This window comes from Halopseudomonas sp. T1L2 (genome assembly GCF_055397385.1).
The window spans coordinates 744317-760833 of the sequence record NZ_AP040865.1; the positions used below are offsets into that span (position 1 = coordinate 744317).

At 59.0% G+C, this 16517-nt stretch carries 13 protein-coding genes, 3 pseudogenes and 1 other annotated feature; of the genes and pseudogenes, 11 read left to right on the forward strand and 5 right to left on the reverse strand.

What is annotated here, in order from left to right; genetic code table 11:
- The first annotated feature begins 59 nt into the window (after window positions 1–59).
- On the forward strand, window positions 60–887 hold the full coding sequence (locus ACZ5WQ_RS03590; RefSeq protein WP_464383147.1) for a DUF4892 domain-containing protein: 828 nt from the start codon (window positions 60–62) through the stop codon (window positions 885–887).
- Window positions 888–892: 5 nt separating this feature from the next.
- Here the strand turns inward: ACZ5WQ_RS03590 and ACZ5WQ_RS03595 are convergent, their stop codons facing one another.
- On the reverse strand, window positions 893–3313 hold the full coding sequence (locus tag ACZ5WQ_RS03595) for a penicillin acylase family protein (protein ID WP_464383148.1): 2421 nt from the start codon (window positions 3311–3313) through the stop codon (window positions 893–895).
- A 99-nt stretch (window positions 3314–3412) separates the two neighbouring features.
- Between ACZ5WQ_RS03595 and ACZ5WQ_RS03600 the strand changes: the two genes are divergently transcribed.
- The 9 genes from ACZ5WQ_RS03600 to ACZ5WQ_RS03640 all read left to right on the forward strand — a co-directional run bounded on the left by ACZ5WQ_RS03600 (window position 3413) and on the right by ACZ5WQ_RS03640 (window position 11745).
- On the forward strand, window positions 3413–4405 hold the full coding sequence (locus tag ACZ5WQ_RS03600; protein ID WP_464383149.1) for a patatin-like phospholipase family protein: 993 nt from the start codon (window positions 3413–3415) through the stop codon (window positions 4403–4405).
- Window positions 4406–4486: 81 nt separating this feature from the next.
- On the forward strand, window positions 4487–5524 hold the full coding sequence (selD, locus tag ACZ5WQ_RS03605; protein WP_464383150.1) for a selenide, water dikinase SelD: 1038 nt from the start codon (window positions 4487–4489) through the stop codon (window positions 5522–5524).
- Entirely contained in the window at window positions 5524–6633 is a 1110-nt protein-coding gene (mnmH, locus tag ACZ5WQ_RS03610) for a tRNA 2-selenouridine(34) synthase MnmH (protein ID WP_269687591.1), read from the forward strand. Before selD ends, mnmH begins: the two co-directional genes overlap by 1 nt.
- A 107-nt stretch (window positions 6634–6740) precedes the next feature.
- The gene (locus ACZ5WQ_RS03615) at window positions 6741–7502 is read left to right on the forward strand and encodes an SDR family oxidoreductase (RefSeq protein ID WP_335598852.1); all 762 of its coding nucleotides are present in this window, start codon (window positions 6741–6743) and stop codon (window positions 7500–7502) included.
- A 167-nt stretch (window positions 7503–7669) separates the two neighbouring features.
- The gene (locus tag ACZ5WQ_RS03620; protein WP_285676664.1) at window positions 7670–8137 is read left to right on the forward strand and encodes a DUF4190 domain-containing protein; all 468 of its coding nucleotides are present in this window, start codon (window positions 7670–7672) and stop codon (window positions 8135–8137) included.
- Window positions 8138–8302: 165 nt separating this feature from the next.
- On the forward strand, window positions 8303–8590 hold the full coding sequence (locus ACZ5WQ_RS03625) for a hypothetical protein (protein WP_464383151.1): 288 nt from the start codon (window positions 8303–8305) through the stop codon (window positions 8588–8590).
- Between the two features lie 23 nt (window positions 8591–8613).
- Window positions 8614–10044: an IS1182 family transposase gene (locus tag ACZ5WQ_RS03630; protein ID WP_042858281.1), complete on the forward strand. Its 1431-nt coding sequence runs from the start codon at window positions 8614–8616 to the stop codon at window positions 10042–10044.
- A gap of 282 nt (window positions 10045–10326) precedes the next feature.
- Entirely contained in the window at window positions 10327–10662 is a 336-nt protein-coding gene (locus ACZ5WQ_RS03635; RefSeq protein WP_464383152.1) for a carboxymuconolactone decarboxylase family protein, read from the forward strand.
- An 81-nt stretch (window positions 10663–10743) separates the two neighbouring features.
- Window positions 10744–11745 (forward strand): hypothetical protein, encoded by a 1002-nt coding sequence (locus tag ACZ5WQ_RS03640; protein WP_335598850.1) that lies wholly within the window; start codon window positions 10744–10746, stop codon window positions 11743–11745.
- A gap of 676 nt (window positions 11746–12421) precedes the next feature.
- Here the strand turns inward: ACZ5WQ_RS03640 and ACZ5WQ_RS03645 are convergent.
- The 3 genes and pseudogenes from ACZ5WQ_RS03645 to ACZ5WQ_RS03655 form a co-directional block, all read right to left on the reverse strand.
- Window positions 12422–13410: pseudogene (locus tag ACZ5WQ_RS03645) on the reverse strand (IS3 family transposase); the annotation flags it as partial.
- 7 nt (window positions 13411–13417) lie between these two features.
- Window positions 13418–14580, reverse strand: a protein-coding gene (locus ACZ5WQ_RS03650; protein ID WP_464383047.1) for an IS3 family transposase whose coding sequence is annotated in 2 segments (ribosomal slippage) — window positions 13418–14325 and window positions 14325–14580 — 1164 coding nt in all. Because the reading frame shifts where the segments join, the coding sequence is not laid out codon by codon here.
- A 64-nt stretch (window positions 14581–14644) separates the two neighbouring features.
- Window positions 14645–14746: pseudogene (locus tag ACZ5WQ_RS03655) on the reverse strand (transposase); the annotation flags it as partial.
- A 70-nt stretch (window positions 14747–14816) separates the two neighbouring features.
- On the opposite strand from ACZ5WQ_RS03655, the pseudogene ACZ5WQ_RS03660 reads away from it, so the two are divergent.
- Window positions 14817–15266: pseudogene (locus ACZ5WQ_RS03660) on the forward strand (DUF6680 family protein).
- Here the strand turns inward: ACZ5WQ_RS03660 and ACZ5WQ_RS03665 are convergent.
- A protein-coding gene (locus ACZ5WQ_RS03665) for an IS3 family transposase (protein WP_228246832.1) occupies window positions 15248–16470 on the reverse strand; the annotation gives its coding sequence in 2 pieces (ribosomal slippage) (window positions 15248–16185 and window positions 16185–16470; 1224 coding nt in all). The pseudogene ACZ5WQ_RS03660 and the gene ACZ5WQ_RS03665 overlap by 19 nt on opposite strands.
- Window positions 16076–16192 (reverse strand) — a sequence feature (AL1L pseudoknot). It overlaps the preceding gene by 117 nt.
- Window positions 16471–16517 lie beyond the last annotated feature (47 nt).

Here is a 16517-nt window from a genome sequence, read left to right on the forward strand (position 1 = left end):
CTCGGCAACCAGTTCTGTGCGCTACGGCCGGGTGTGCCGGAGCGCGTCTAGGGAGACGCATGGCTTTATTGGTTCGTACTCTGCCGCTGTTGGTAGGTGGCTTCATGTTGGCGGGTGGCTCGGGGGCTCAGGCTGCGCAGGCGCTGGAGCAACTGGTGGTCAGTCCGTTTCCCCATTCCCGGATTGTCAGCGAAGGCCTCTCTGCACAGGTCGATCACCCGGTCGTGATCGGCAGTGTAAGGCGCATTAACAACCAGCTGCGCGCTGAACGTGAGATCCGCGTAAGCGGCGAGCTGGCGCAGGTCACCTGGGAGATCACCGACGGTTACCCACCCGAAGATGCATTTCGCCACGTTCTCGGTCAACTGGTCGAGCAACCCCACACCCTCCTTTACGCCTGCGACGGCCGTGAATGCGGCAGCAGCAGCCTGTGGGCCAATCAGGTTCTGCACAACTCGCAGTTATATGGTCCGGAGGACGGTCAGCGCTACCTGGCGCTGCGGCTGGATACCGAACCGCAGCGCTTTGTCTCGCTCTACTCTATTACCCGTGGCAACCGCCGCAGCTATCTGAATCTCGAGCAGACCACGCCGACTGCTGCGGTCGAACAGGCGCTGTATCCGACACCTTCGACGTTGCTCAAGGTGCTGCGCTCGGAAGAGCAGCTGACGCTGCCGGCGATGGCCGGAGACGCCGAGCTTATGGCCAGCTGGAGCCGTTTGCTGGTGCGCATGATGCGCCTGGACTCGCTGCTGCGGGTGCAGCTCGATGGCGCCGATGCGCCAGCGCTGGCAGAGGCCCTCAAGGCAGCGGGCGTGGCTGCGCAGCGCCTGACCCTGGGCAGCCCGGAACCGGCAGAGGGCGCGATTATCCGGCAGGTACGCTGAGCGTTTCAGCGCTGCCGGCTGGCAGGCTGCAGCAGCAGTCGATCCGGCAAGGCCTGAATCGACAGCCAATCGAACAACTGCGTGCGATAGCGGCCCTCATTGAACATCTCGGCCTGATCGTGTGCGTGATCATCCAGCGGGTTGCCGGCCTGCCCAAGCGGGTTGATGCCCAGGCTGGCATTGGGGTCCGACAGATCAATCAGGCGCCGGGTGGACGGGCCGGCCTTGATGCGGTAATGCTGTTCGCCGCGGTCGAAGGCCATGTTGTTGAGCGTCTCGTTGCCACCATTCACCGCTACCGGTTCGCTGTTCAGATAGCTGCCAAAGGGGAGGCGCTCGGCCAGTGCGTGCTGGTGCTGCAAACTGGCCAGGCGTGACCATTGCCACTGCCGGGGCTCCTTGCCAAAGTCGGCAACCAGACCCGCAATTGCGTTTTGCCAGGCGTGCTGAATAGCCGACTGGCGGCCATCAAGGCTTGGCTGCTGGCGGTTATCCCACCAGGGCGAGGTGGGTTTCCAGTACAGGCTGGCGAGGGTCTTCTCGGCCATGAAGGTGTTGCGGAAGAAGCTGTAGCGCGGCCCCAGTTCGTCGGCAAACAGAGCCTCCGAGAGCGCATCCTGCCAGCGCTGGAAGATGCTGGCCGCGGCGCTGTCCTGGGCGTAGCGCCCGTCCCAGCTGGCGAGCAGGGCGGCAGCAGCGGCTGCCGGTTCGCGCAGATCCTCGGGCAATTGCTCGGTGTCAAGCAGCGGCAAGGCATCGGCGACCATGCTCAGGGCAACCGGGCGTTGGTCGTCCAGCTGAAAGGCCTTGAAATCCGACAGGTCAAATTGATCCTTGCTCGCCAGTAGCTGCTCCAGCCGCTGGGCGCGATCAGTCGGGGCGTAATAACCGGGCAGCTTGCGCCGCGGATTGCGTTCCGGGTACGGGTTGTTGGTCGAGAACAGAATCCCGTCGCGCGGGTTGATGATCCGCGGGTTGTTTTCGAAAGGCTGATAGCCGAGGAAATCGTCACGGCCGGAGCCGCCATTGAGCAGCGAAAAGCCGTTGCTGCTCTGCGGCCAGCGTTTCAGTTTGCCGATCGCCCACATGGCAATGTTGTCGTCTACGTCGGCATACAGCAGGTTCAGGCCCGGCGCGCCGTGCAATGCCGCAGCCGCTTCAAACTCGCTCATGCTGGTGGCGCGGGTAAAGCCGTAAAAGGCGCGTGTCGAGTCGCTGTCGGGGTCGAGAAAACTCCAGAACAGGCTGACCGGCTGACGTTCCATACTGCCCGGCAGGTCGTTGATGATGGGGCCGTGGCGGCTGCTGCGAGTGCGGATCAGGCGATCTTCCTGACCCCGAATCTTGATCACTTCCTCATGAACCTTGAGCGGCTCCCAGTGATCAACCGCCCAGACCTGCTCGGGATTATCGGGGTTGGCGCGCTCGCGGTAGAAGTCGACGTCATCGTTCATCAGCATGGTCAGGCCCCAGGCGTGATGACGGGTCTGGCCGAGCAGCGGGAAGGGAATGCCTGCCAGAAAATGGCCATAGACCTCGCTGTCCGGCGTGCGGATGTGGGCCTCGTACCACACTGCCGGAGCGGCGAAGCCAATGTGCGGGTCGTTGGCCAGCAGCGGCGCACCGCTGGCACTGTGCTCGGCGTTGACGGCCCAGGCGTTGCTGCCAAGGAACTGGCCGCTCGGGAAGGTACGTTCGACCTGGCTGATCTGCTCCAGCATCGGTGTCAGCAGCTCGATATAGGGCTGACCCGAAGAGCGCACGGGCGGCAACTGGTCCGGCCAGCTGGGCACCAGATCGCGGTAATGGCGCTCGCTCAGAGTACCCCTGATACTGTCGACCAGGGCATCGGTCTTGAAGGCCTCGGCAAAGGAGTAGGCCATGTAGCCCATGGTGTTGGCGATGTCTTCGGTAGTGAAGTAGTCCGGTCGCGTCAGCAGCAGGCGGTACTCGACCGGCATGCCGCCGTGATCGATATATTGGTTGATGCCGTCCTGGTAGGCGTGAATCAGCCGAACGTGCGGGCTATCCGGCTCGGCGTCCAGGCGCGCCGCATAATCGCGCGCGTGGCGGCTGATGCCGAGTGAGCGGAAGAACCGATCGGTTTCGAATGAGTCGGCACCGAACAGTTCTGCCAGGCGCCCGCCACCGATGCGGCGCAACAGATCCATCTGGAACAGACGGTCCTGCGCGTGCACATAACCCAGCGCTCGGTAGGCATCTTCCTCGTTGGTCGCGTCGATATGCGGCACGCCCCAGGCGTCGTAAAACACCGCTACCGGCCCTTGCAGGCCCTCCAGTTGCAGCTCACCTTCGCGCTTTGCCTGAGCCGAATGCACTATCCAGAGCACCGTCAGTGCAGCTAAGGTCAACAGCACGACAAGACAGATCAGCAATTTCACAGAGCGGTTGGTACGAGCGTTCACGATGAGCCTTGTGCAGCAAAAAAGAGTTTCGGCATGATGATCACGCCGGTGGGCTGCGTCAATCAGGTTCAGCCGGGATTGTTAAGGAGTAACAGCAAGATGGCACAGAGAGTCGCCCTGGTTTTGGGCAGCGGCGGTGCGCGGGGCTATGCGCACATTGGCGTGATTGAAGAAATTGAACGCCGGGGTTACGAGATTGCCTGCGTTGCAGGCTGTTCGATGGGCGCGGTTGTGGGGGGGATCCATGCTGCCGGCCGGTTGGCCGACTACCGGGACTGGGTCTCCGGGCTGGATTATCTGGATGTGATTCGGTTGCTGGATATCGGCTTCGGCAATCTCGGCGCCATTCGCGGGGAAAGGGTATTCGGCCGTATTCGCGAGATTCTCGGCGAAATGGAAATCGAGGACCTGCGTATCCCGTTTACCGCGGTGGCGACCGACCTGACCAATCAGCAGGAAGTCTGGTTTCAAAGCGGCTGTCTGCATCAGGCGATGCGCGCATCGGCGGCGATTCCCAGCCTGTTCTCGCCGGTGAAGCAGGGCCATCGTGTGCTGGTTGACGGCGGTCTGCTCAACCCGCTGCCGATTGTCCCGGTTGTGTCGGCGCACTGCGATCTGATCATGGCGGTCAACCTCAACTCGATTGAAAGTACCCACTACCGCATGCCGGTCATCGAGCGCCCGGCGCCAATACGTCAGCAATGGGACCAGTGGATGGCGGCAATCAAGCCGTCCTGGCTGGGACGCAGGGTCGACGAGGCCGGTTCTGACGACGATCTCGCGCTGCTGGCGGCCGAAGGTGAAGCGTCGATGGAGCTGGTGCATTCACGCCGTCAGGATACGCGTGCGCCGGTGGAGGTGGAGCCACCACCGGGCCCGGCCAGCATGCTCGAGCTGGTGAACCTGTCGTTTGAGGCCATGCAGTCCTCGCTCACCCAATACAAGATTGCCGGCTATCCGCCAGATGTCATCTTCAATGTGCCCAAACGGCTGTGCCGGTTCTTCGAGTTCTACCGCGCGCCGGAGTTGATCGAACTGGGTCGCATGGTCGCCAGTGATACCCTGGACCAGTTCGAGCGTCGCCACTGCTGAGCGGCAGGAAAATAGGCTTGTGCCCCCTGTCGCTGCTAGAATCCGCCGATTGAGTTTGATGTCCCGTCGGTGGAGAGCAGCATGACCCAGACCATTCGTTTGACCGAGTACAGCCACGGCGCCGGTTGCGGCTGCAAGATTTCACCCAAGGTGCTGGACGAGATGCTCGCGGTCGGTCAGCCCGGCCCGGCGTTTGAGCGGCTCTGGGTGGGCAATGACAGCCGTGATGACGCTGCCGTATTCGGCCTTGACGCCGAGCAGGGCATTGTCAGCACCACCGATTTCTTCATGCCCATTGTTGATGACCCCTTCGATTTCGGCCGCATTGCAGCGACCAATGCGATCAGCGACATCTATGCCATGGGCGGCACGCCGATGATGGCCATTGCCATTCTGGGCTGGCCGGTCAATCTGCTGCCTGCCGCGGTTGCCGGCGAAGTACTGGCAGGTGCCCGCCAGGTGTGCGCCGAGGCCGGCATGCCGCTGGCGGGCGGTCACTCGATTGATGCCCCGGAGCCGATCTTTGGCCTGGCTGTGACCGGCCACGTGCTGCGCAGCCAGCTCAAGCGAAACGATCAGGCCAAAGCGGGCGCGCGGCTGTTTCTGACCAAACCGCTGGGCATCGGTATCCTGACCACCGCAGAAAAGCAGAAGAAACTGCGCCCCGAGGATGCCGGCGTAGCCCGTGATCTGATGTGCCGGCTGAACAGCCCGGGCCAGCGTTTTGCTGCACTGGAAGGGGTGCAGGCGATGACCGATGTCACCGGCTTTGGCTTGCTTGGCCACCTGACCGAAATGGCCGAAGGTGCCAACCTCAAGGCGCAGTTGCAGTTTGCCGCCGTACCCAGGCTGCCGGCGGTCGATTACTACCTTGAGCAGGGCTGTGTGCCCGGCGGCACGCTGCGCAATTTCGACAGCTACGGCCACAAGATCGGCGCCCTTGGCGAAGCCCAGAAGCAGTTGCTCTGTGATCCGCAGACCAGTGGCGGGCTGCTGGTCGCGGTTGCGCCTGACGGTGAAGCCGAGTTTCTGGCGCTGGCGGCTGATCTGGGGCTTGAGCTGGGCTGTATTGGTGAGCTGGTCGAGTACGATCAGGGCCCGCGCGTCGAGGTACTGTGATGCGCGACAACACCGAGGACTTTCGCTCACTGTTCCTCAACGATGTGCCGTTGATGGATGTGCGGGCGCCGGTCGAGTTTGATAAGGGAGCCTTTCCCCAGTCGGTCAACTTGCCGCTGATGGTCGACGTGGAGCGGCAGAAAGTCGGCACCATGTACAAGCAGCAGGGCCAGCAGGCCGCCATTGCGCTGGGTCACAGCCTGGTCTGCGGCAAGGTCAAGCAGGCGCGGGTCGACGCCTGGCTGGCGCATGTCAAGGCCAACCCCGAAGGCTACCTGTACTGCTTTCGCGGCGGCCTGCGTTCGCAACTGGTTCAGCAGTGGCTGGCCGACGCCGGCGTGCAGTATCCGCGGGTGGTTGGCGGCTACAAGGCCATGCGCCGCTTTCTGATCGACACCCTGGACGCTGCGGCGCTGGAATGCTCGCCGATTCTGGTGGCCGGCATGACCGGTACCGGTAAGACCGAAGTGATCACCGCGCTGGACAACAGCCTGGATCTGGAAGGGCGCGCCAATCATCGTGGTTCAAGCTTTGGCCGTCATGCCACGCCGCAGCCGGCGCAGATCGACTTTGAAAACCGGCTGGCGATTGACGCCCTCAAGCTGCGCGCCGCCGGCGTAACACAGATCGTGCTGGAAGACGAAGGCCGCATCGTCGGCAGTTGCTCGTTGCCGCTGACGCTCTACCGGGAAATGCAGGAAGCACCGCTGGTCTGGCTGGAAGACAGCTTTGAGAACCGCGTTACCCGTATCCTTGGCGACTATGTGGTCAACATGCTGGCCGAATACCGCGACCAGCAGCCGGACGACCCGGAAGCCGCCTTCGCTGCGTTTGAAACCTATCTGCTGGGCAGCTTGCAGCGCATCTACAAGCGGCTGGGCGGCGACCGCCACAGCGAGCTGAACGCGCTGATGGAAGCGGCGCTGGCCGAGCAGAAGCGCACCGGCGATGTGCATGCCCACCGCGGCTGGATCGAAGGGCTGCTGACCCACTACTACGACCCGATGTACGTCTATCAGCGCGAAAACAAGCGCTCCCGCGTGGTGTTCAGCGGTGATCAGGCGGAGATCGTCGCGTGGTTGCGTGACCAGCATCAGCGCCAGGCATGATGCATGAACAACAGGCCTGACTTTGGTCGAACCGTGACTCGCAGCGTTGCTACTATCCTGCGTGTCCGAGCGCCGGTGGGCGCTCTTCTAGAGTCAGGAGTTAACGTATGAGCATGGAGTTTTCCGGTAAGGTTGTTTTGATCACCGGCGCAGCTGCCGGCATCGGCAAGGCTACCGCTGAGGCCTTCGCCGCCGCAGGCGCGCGGGTCATCGCATCTGATATTGACGCTGAACAGGGCGAAGCCACCGCGCAAGCCATTCGCGCGGCCGGCGGTGATGCGCGCTTTGTTGCCTGCAACGTTGCCGATGCAGAACAGGTCAAAGCGCTGATCGCCGGAATCGAGGCCGATTACGGTCGTCTTGACTGCGCCTTCAACAACGCCGGTATCGAAATCGAACAGGGCAAGCTGGCCGATGGCGATGAAGCCGTGTTCGACCGCATCATGGACGTCAACGTCAAGGGCGTCTGGCAGTGCATGCGCTTCCAGATTCCGCTGATGCTGAAGAACGGTGGTGGCTCCATCGTCAATACCGCCTCTGTCGCTGCTCTGGGCGCGGCACCGAAGATGAGCATCTACGCTGCCAGCAAGCACGCAGTGCTGGGCCTGACCCGCTCCGTGGCTGTTGAATACGCCAAGCAGGGTATTCGCGTCAACGCCGTTTGCCCCGCGGTAATTGACACCGACATGTTCCGCCGCGCCGCTGCCATCGAACCGCGCAAGGCCGAGTTTGCTGCTGCCATGCACCCGGTTGGCCGCATTGGCCGCGCCGAGGAAATCGCGGCCGCCGTGATGTATCTGTGCGGCGCAAACTCCGGCTTCACTACGGGTATCGCGCTGCCGGTTGACGGCGGCAGTACCTGTATCTGAGCTGTCTGCTCTGCGTGGATGACAGCTACCAAGGTGGCTGTCATCGTATGCCTTCACCGTTCCATTCCTTATAATCGCCGAACGCGTCCGAGAGCATCAGGCGGATGCGGTGGTGGCGCCGTTGGTGTCGTACTCGACTTGGGTTTCAGGGGAAAGGTGTAAAGAATATGAAAGGGACAGTACTGGATTTCAATTCCATCAGTGGTGGCGGTGTGATCAGCTGCGAAGCAGGCAATCGATACACCTTTACGCGCCCCCAGTGGAAAAGCGCAGGTGTTCCAGTGCCCGGCGTCGCTGTCGACTTTGTCGCTGTTGGCAATGAAGCAACCGATGTGTACGGCGTTGCCAATGCTGCACCACAGGGCACGGCTGCACAGCCAGTGCAGCAGCCGCAGGTTGCGTCCACCTCCTCACTGGCTATCGTCAGCCTCATCGCGGGTATTGCCGGCTTGTTTATCTTCGGCTCGATCATCGCGATTATCTGCGGCCACATTGCGCGTTCGCAGATCAAAAGCAGCGGTGGTACCCAGACTGGTGACGGCATGGCGCTGACCGGCCTGATTCTGGGTTACATCGGCGTTGTGCTGTGGTTGCTTTGGTTTGTTGCTGTCGGGTTTATCGCCGCACTGTCCTGATGCTCTGATGCTGCCGGGTGCCTGCGTTTAAGTCCTTTCAAAGGTGTTGCGCGGGCATTAGGCTGGCAAGCAGACACTGGTCACGTGGTATTCCGGCTTGCCGCCTGCAGTCAACCCGACGCAAGATAGGGGTTCTGTCTCCAATCCCGATGCGAGTTCGAGCCCATGACTGCAAACCAGTATCTTTCCGAAATCGAACAACGCCTGCGCAAACACTTTTCAGCCTCACGTGATGGCTACAAACTTCCCGATCAGGACCGGCATCGCCTTGAAGGCTTTATGCAAGGCGCCATCTTTATGGGCTTTGCCAGCAGCCAGCAACTGGCCGACCTGATGGAGCGGGTGCACTTCTCGGTGTTCGGCAAAACCATCGCCGAGCGGCGAGAGGAAAGCGCTAGCCTCTGGCCCAGAGTGTGTAAAAACGCCCCGGTGAACCCTTGCTATGATTTCTGAAAATCTCATCGCAAGGGAAGCCCATGAAACGGTTTATCCAGGGTGAACACCGAGGTCAAAGCACCTTACTTCCCGAAAGCCTCGACGACTATGTCAGCGATACCAATCCGGTTCGGGTAGTCGACGTTTTCGTCGATGAACTCGACTTGGCCAAACTAGGTTTTGATGGGGTCATTCCAGCCGAAACCGGCAGACCTGCCTACCACCCTGCGATCCTCCTGAAGATTTATATCTACGGCTACTTGAACCGCATTCAATCGAGCCGACGTCTTGAGCGAGAAGCCCAGCGCAACGTCGAACTCATGTGGCTAACCGGGCGTTTGATGCCCGATTTCAAGACCATCGCCAACTTCCGAAAAGACAACAGCAAGGCCATTCGCGGCGTCTGCCGCCAGTTCGTTTTGCTCTGCCAGCAGTTGGGGTTGTTTGGCGAAAACCTGGTTGCCATCGACGGCAGCAAATTCAAGGCAGTGAACAACCGTGACCGCAATTTCACCAGCGCCAAACTGAAGCGGCGCATGGAAGAAATCGAGGCGAGCATCAGCCGCTATTTGGCCGCGCTCGATGCGGCTGATCGGCAGATTCCTAGCGCCTCTGCGCCAGACACTGCGAGCTTGGAAGAGAAAATAACCAAGCTCAGAGCGCAGATGAAAGAGCTTCAGGAGATCGAAACTCAGCTCAACGAGTCGCCAGATAAACAGGTTTCGCTGACCGACCCGGATGCCCGCTCGATGATGACGCGCGGCAGCGGTATCGTCGGCTACAACGTGCAGACGGCGGTCGATACGCAGCACCATTTGATCGTTGCTCACGAGGTCACCAACAGCGGTTCCGACCGTGACCAACTCAGTTCAATGGCGAAGCAAGCACGTGAAGCTATCGGCGCAGAAACGTTGTCGGTAGTCGCCGACCGAGGCTACTTCAAAGGCGAGGAAATCCTGGCCTGTCACGACGCAAACATCACCGCCTACGTGCCGAAGCCGATGACCTCCAGTGCTAAAGCAGAAGGCCGATTCAACAAAGATGCCTTCGTGTATGACGCGACGAAAAACGAATACACCTGCCCGGCGGGAGAGGCCCTGATCTGGCGATTCTCCAGCGTTGAGAAAGGCATGAATATGCACTGTTACTGGAGTTCTAAGTGCCAGAGTTGTGCGCTGAAAACCCAGTGCACACCAAGCACAAATCGTCGAGTAAGGCGCTGGGAGCATGAAGCAGTGCTGGAGGAAATGCAGCGCCGGTTGAACCAAGCACCGGATATGATGCGGGTTCGAAAACGGACTGTTGAGCATCCCTTCGGCACGCTCAAACAATGGATGGGCGCAACGCACTTCCTGACCCGAAAGCTGAACGGGGTGAGTACGGAGATGAGCTTGAATGTGCTCGCCTACAACTTGAAACGGGTGATGAAAATCATCGGCACCGAAGGCCTGTTGAAGGCGATGACGGCGTAAAAAGCCCCAGCTTTTGCTGCTCCAAGAGGTGCCAAAGCGCTTCATAAACGCTCTGACGCGCTATTGGCGCTGATCGCGGCTATTTGCTTGGGAAACCGCCTCGCCCAGGAGCACTGGGCTGAGGCACCCAAGATGCGAAAGTGTTTTTACACACTCTGGGCCGCAAGCGACCATCGACTACAACCACTACGACCAGCCGGCTTACGAACGCAAGGGCACTTGAGCGCCCCTGCGCCAACCCCAGCTATACCCTCAAATCGCAATAACAAGAGCACCAGACCAATGAGTGACTACCAGTCCCGCAGTGACAAGGCCTACACCAAGCAACTGATGCAGGCCGCCAACAAGGAAGCCACCGCCTTCCTCAATCTCAAGGCCACAGCCGAGCGCAAAGACGGCGCGATTCCAGAGAAATACCGTGAACTGATGTCTATCGCTGTTGCTTTGTCTACCCAATGCTCCTACTGCATCGATGCCCACGTCGAGAACGCGGTCAAGGCCGGAGCCACCAAGGAAGAACTGGCCGAAACGGTATTTATCGCCTCTGCGCTGCGTGCCGGTGCTGCGGTGGGGCATGGGTTGCTGGCGATGAAGTTGTTTGAGGAGCATTCGGGCTGAGCCAAACCACTCATCGCGCAGCGACTGTGCAAGGGATGCTGCCAATCTGGCCCGATACCTGATCAAGGAGCGAACAACGCGATGTACACAGACGAAGATTTGTACGCAGCAGTAAAGGACGGTGTGCTGGATGAAGCGGCAGTTGAGCGCTTCCGCAACTTTGTGTCAGGCCGCGCCCATACCCGCCTGGTGGATGAAGAGAACTTCCGGCTGATATCCGGCTTTAACGACATCTTCGTCAGCATTGCAGCGTTCATCCTGCTGGCGTCGGCGGGCTGGGTGTTTGGCCTGCAGTCGCCTGCGTTGGGCTTCTGTGTGGTTGCGCTGCTGTCGTGGGGGTTGTCGGTATTCTTCGTCAAACGCCGCAAGCTGGCACTGCCTGCGGTGCTGCTGTTGGCATCCTTTGTACTCAGTACGGTTGCGTTCCTGGTCTTCGCGCAGGTTGCGGCGGGAATAGAGAAAGACACCGCGATCATGCTTGCTACTGCCATCGGCGCTATAGCGGCCTGGGCGCATTGGCACCAGTTTTATGTGCCGATCACCGTCGCTGCCGGTGTCGCCAGCCTGCTTGCGTTCCTGCTGGCGCTGCTGATGCAGATTGAAGGCTTGCGCGAGTTCACCAACTACTTTCTCTGCTGCGCAGGGCTGGCCACCTTCCTGCTGGCGATGCGCTGGGACGCGCAGGACGTTGATAGAACCACCAGAAAGTCAGATGTTGCCTTCTGGTTGCACCTGCTGGCTGCCCCGTTGATCGTGCATCCGGTGTTTTCTGCGCTGGGTCTGTTTGACGGCAATGGCGGTCTGTTCGGCATCGCTGCCGTCATTGTCCTTTACCTGCTGTTGGCGGTGGTTTCCATCACTGTGGATCGCCGTGCATTGATGGTGTCGTCACTGATCTACGTGGTGTATGCCTTCGGCGAACTGTTCGAGACCTACGGCTCGCTCAGCTCCAGCCTGGCTATCTCCGGGCTGTTTATCGGCTCCATGCTGTTGCTGCTGTCAGCGTTCTGGCATCGCAGCAGAGAGATACTGCTGCACGTATTGCCACAGGTGGTGGGCAGATACGTACCGCCAACGAACTGAACATCCAGTCGGACTGCTCCCAGCTCAAGTGCGTGATCTACTGATGTTGGGTGCGCTCCAGCTACGTCAACCGGCTGGCCGGGCGCAGCCAGTGGAGCAGGGCAAATGCCCCCCCACTGGCCGCCGGACACCCGCCGCTGGCAGTGGGTTTGGCAATCTGCGGTTTGCGGGCAGAGCGGCGTACCAACGGAGCTTCACCTGTGTAACCCCACAGGGAATAAGTGCTTTACCCGTCAGGGAGACAGCGCTATTTTCTTTGTATGGCAAGCCGCCATGTCACGAGAGCCCAAGGATGGTGCCTATCTTCACTCCCTGTCTGTTCATCTATCAGCAACCTCGGTCGAGGCGGCTTACCCGCGCCTGCGCGCTCGACATTGGCGGGTAGGGGAGTGATTGAAGCGTGAACATGAAGCGGTCAAGCGAATACGGATTGGGTTGCGCTGCTGATCGTAAATTATTACTTATAAAGAGTTTTATTTTTCTAGCGGGGCGACGGGAGGTGTTGTTTTGAGGAAGTCACTCATATGCAGTTATGAAGCCGTCGGTTCAATCAGCTGTTAGCGATAAAACACGGAGAACAGTATGACTATAGCCGACTGGCTAATGATAGCAGCAGTGTTTCTTGGTCCCGTTGTGGGGTAATCCCCCCATTTTTAGTGCTCGCCAGAAGTAGAGGTCAGGCCACGAGAGCCAACTTCTGTTTCGGGGTGATGCCACCCAGGGCCATGTTTGGCCGTTCGTGATTGTATATCCATACCCAGCGCGTTGCATGCTCCTGCACCTCGGCAATGGACTCGAACAAGTAATGCCCCAGCCAGTCATAACGCACCGTGCGGTTGTAGCGCTCGACGTAGGCATTCTGCTGTGGATTACCGGGCTGGATACGCTCCAGTCGAATGCCGTGCTTTTCCGCCCATAGCACGAGCTTGCTGCTGATGTATTCCGGGCCATTGTCGCTGCGGATAACTTGGGGCTTGCCACGCCACTCGATCACTTGATCCAGTGCGCGCACCACCCGCTCTGCCGGCAATGACAGATCGATATCCATGGTCAGGGCCTCGCGGTTGAAGTCGTCGATCAGGTTGAACAGGCGGAAGCTGCGACCGTCGGCCAACTGATCGTGCATGAAGTCCATCGACCAGCAGTGATTGATTGCCTCCGGCACAGCCAGTGGCTCGGGCTTCTCTCGCACGATGCGCTTGCGCGGCTTGATCCGCAGGTTCAACTCCAGCTCCCGATATATCCGATACACCCGTTTGTGATTCCAGCGATAACCTTTCACGTTACGCAGATACAGGAAGCACAGGCCGAACCCCCAGTTGCGTTGGTTATGTGTGAGTCGGATTAGGTGATCGGCGATCTCGGCATTTTCTTCCGACAACCGTGGCTGGTAGCGATAGCAGGTCGTGCTGATGCCAAACGACACACACGCCAGTTTGATGCTGACCTTGCCTGAGGCAACTGCGTGTTGCGCCATCTCTCGTCGCCGAGATGGCTTCACCACTTTTTTGCCATCGCCTCCTGGATGATCTCGGCCTTCAGGCGCTCCTCGGCATACATCTTCTTCAGGCGACGATTCTCCTCCTCCAGCTCGCGCAGTCGAGCCATTAACGAGGCGTCCATGCCACCGAACTTGGCGCGCCATTTGTAGAAGGTCGCCGAACTGTAGTGGTCAACTGATCCCGGACACTGTTTTAAGTTTTTCTTCTGCCACTACCGGTGCGATCCCCCCATTGAAGGCATGGGGCCGCTCCTGATTGTAATATCCCATCAGGTAGCTGCTGATATCCTTCCGGGCAGCGGCCAGGCTGTGGTAGCCCATCGGCGGTATCCATTCCGTTTTCAGGCTGCGGAACAGACGCTCCATGGGGGCGTTGTCCCAGCAATTTCCACGACGGCTCATGCTCTGTACCAGGCGGTAACGCCAGAGCCTTTGCCGGAACTTGCGACTCGCATACTGCGACCCTTGATCCGAATGGAACATAACCCCGTGGGGGCGCCCACGCTGTTCCCAGGCATGATCCAGAGCCTGAACAACCAGATCTGCATCGGCGGTATCAGACATAGCCCAGCCGACCACCCGACGGGCATACAGATCCAGTACTACCGCCAGATAGCTCCAGCGCTGCCCCGTCCAGATGTAAGTGATATCACCACACCAAACCTGATCAGGCTGTGCCACATCAAACTCCCGATCCAGTCGGTTAGGGATATCCAGCCGCTCCACTGTTGCTCGTTTGTACGCGTGAGGCCCCGGCTGCTTGCAGACCAAGCCCAGCTCGCTCATCAGCCGGCGCACCTTGAAGCGACCGATGCCGACTCCCTGGTCGTTCAGTAAACCCTGTATGGTACGGCTACCTGCGGAGCTGCGGCTTTTGTTGAACAGCTCGTTAACCTGGGCCCTCAGGGCTACACGCTCAGCATCCACACGCTGGACCTTCTGGCGGTGTTCGTAATAACAGGAACGATTGATATCAAAGGCTGCGCACACCATGTCAACCGGGGCTTGCTCTCTCAACTGGTCAATCAGCGTGTACGTTTCCAGTCGTCCGACATCAAGAGAGCGGTAGCCTTTTTTAGGATGGTCTTCTCCATCTCCAACCGCCGGCAACGCTCTTCCAACTCCTGAATTCGCTGCTGCTCTGGCGTCATGGCTTTGCCTTTAGGGGTTACACCCTGCCGCTCCTCAGTGAGCTGTTTGACCCATTTGCGCAGGACACTTTCAACCACACCCAACGATAGGCTGGCTTGAGTAATGCTGTAGCCTTGGTCCAGCACCAGGCTGGCTGCTTCCTGTTTGAATTCAGGGGTAAAAGTACGTCGCTTTCTTGTCATCGAACACCTCTCAATGGCGAGTATTGTCGCCTAGTTGGTGTCCGGTTTCATTAGACCACTACAAACTGATGCCATGCTCGCGGCACAGTTCAGGCACGGGGCTGCCGGCTTCGGCCTGCTTGAGGATGGAGATGATTTGACTGTCCGAAAAACGCGATGTCTTCACGCAAAATTTCCTTGATCCAATTAGGAGAAAATTCTACTTCTGACGAGGACTGATTTCAGGGGGGATTACCGTGGCAGTACGACTAACTCGCTACCTTGATAACCAAAAGGAAATCAGGGAGAGAAAGGTCAATATCTTCCAAACGCTGATGGCCACGCGAGCATATACGGTTTCGTAGGCGCATGTGGAAGCGCTTAAGAGAATTGATCTAGAGTTTGATAAAAACAACAAAAAGGAAAGGGATGTCATTGATGCTTGGAAGGAGTACCTAGACCTACTCAACAATTCTACGATCCCTATAGATCAGTGGGGAGTAAAGCGCGTAGATCTGCTTGTTGAACTTCTTCATAAGATGGCTCGCGTTTTAAACTATGATTTCGATAAAACCCACATCAAGAATTCGTCTTATTCGCCTCGCGCGCACGGAGAAACTGAAGATGAGCAGGCAGCACTGAGACGAGGTGAATCACACCGGGTTTCATGGAGACCATTTCGTTTAAGTCAGGCGGCCATGGCCTGACCGGTGTGTTGCTGGTAGAAGTTTGCCTCAGCTTCTGCCGGCGGTATATATCCAATCGAGCTCAGTAGCCGTTGGTGGTTGTACCAGTGAACCCACTTCAAGGTGGCGATTTCGACGGCTTCGCGGCTCCGCCAGGACTGCCGGTAAATCAATTCCGCTTTGTACAAGCCATTGATGGTTTCCGCCAAGGCGTTGTCGTAGCTGTCTCCTTTGCTACCAACAGAGGGCTCTATTCCAGCCTCAGCGAGACGCTCCGTATAACGAATAGAGACGTACTGACTACCCCTATCGCTATGGTGGATCAGACTGTCCGTGTGGCTTGGCTGCCGGGCGTAGAGTGCTTGCTCCAGGGCATCGAGCACGAATTCCGTTTTCATGCTGTTGCTCACACGCCAGCCGACGATGCGTCGTGCGAAAACATCGATAACAAAAGCTACATAGAGCCAGCCCTGCCACGTTGATACGTATGTAAAGTCTGAAACCCAAAGCTGATTGGGACGGTCAGCATTGAACTGGCGCTGAACCTTGTCGAGCGGACAGACGGCTTTGCCATCAGGCACCGTGGTACGAACTACCTGGCCGCGCCGGACGCCCTGCAATCCCAAGCGGCGCATCAGCCGCGCAACGGTACAACGGGCAACGTGCACCTTGTCGCGCCTGAGTTGCTTCCAGACTTTCACGACGCCGTAGCACTGCATGTTGTCCTCCCATACACGCTTGATGTCCTCACACAGCAGATCATCCTGTTGGGCGCGAGTGCTTCGCCGCTCAGGCTGTCGAGCACGTGCTGCATGCAGGTAGTAACCGGACGGAGCGATCTGCACCACGCGGCAGATCGACTCGACCCCGTAACGGTCACGGTACTCGTCAACGAAGGCGTTCAGGGTTTGTTGCGGCGGTCGAGCTCCGCCTGGGCAAAATAAGCACTGGCCAGGCGGAGGATCTCGTTCGCTTTACGCAGCTCACGGTTCTCGCGCTCCAAGGCCTTGATACGATCCCGTTCCTCAGTCGTCTGACCGGGTCGCTGGCCGTTGTCGGTCTGGTGTTTGCGCACCCAGCCATGCAGTGTCTGCGGAACACAACCAATCTTGGGTGCAATGGATTCGATGGCTGCCCACTCGGATGGGTAGTCCTTCAAGTTCTCCAGAACCATGCGCACAGCACGTTCACGGACTTCAGGGGAGTAGCTATTGGATTTCTTCATGCCTCATTCTCTCAAGAGTTGAGGCCTCCACGAAACCCGGTGTGATT

Bases quoted from the DNA above. Each gene is read 5' to 3' on its own strand.
- ACZ5WQ_RS03590 (WP_464383147.1), top strand. From the start codon at position 60: ATGGCTTTATTGGTTCGTACTCTGCCGCTGTTGGTAGGTGGCTTCATG.
- ACZ5WQ_RS03600 (WP_464383149.1), top strand. From the start codon at position 3,413: ATGGCACAGAGAGTCGCCCTGGTTTTGGGCAGCGGCGGTGCGCGGGGC.
- selD (WP_464383150.1), top strand. From the start codon at position 4,487: ATGACCCAGACCATTCGTTTGACCGAGTACAGCCACGGCGCCGGTTGC.
- mnmH (WP_269687591.1), top strand. From the start codon at position 5,524: ATGCGCGACAACACCGAGGACTTTCGCTCACTGTTCCTCAACGATGTG.
- ACZ5WQ_RS03615 (WP_335598852.1), top strand. From the start codon at position 6,741: ATGAGCATGGAGTTTTCCGGTAAGGTTGTTTTGATCACCGGCGCAGCT.
- ACZ5WQ_RS03620 (WP_285676664.1), top strand. From the start codon at position 7,670: ATGAAAGGGACAGTACTGGATTTCAATTCCATCAGTGGTGGCGGTGTG.
- ACZ5WQ_RS03625 (WP_464383151.1), top strand. From the start codon at position 8,303: ATGACTGCAAACCAGTATCTTTCCGAAATCGAACAACGCCTGCGCAAA.
- ACZ5WQ_RS03630 (WP_042858281.1), top strand. From the start codon at position 8,614: ATGAAACGGTTTATCCAGGGTGAACACCGAGGTCAAAGCACCTTACTT.
- ACZ5WQ_RS03635 (WP_464383152.1), top strand. From the start codon at position 10,327: ATGAGTGACTACCAGTCCCGCAGTGACAAGGCCTACACCAAGCAACTG.
- ACZ5WQ_RS03640 (WP_335598850.1), top strand. From the start codon at position 10,744: ATGTACACAGACGAAGATTTGTACGCAGCAGTAAAGGACGGTGTGCTG.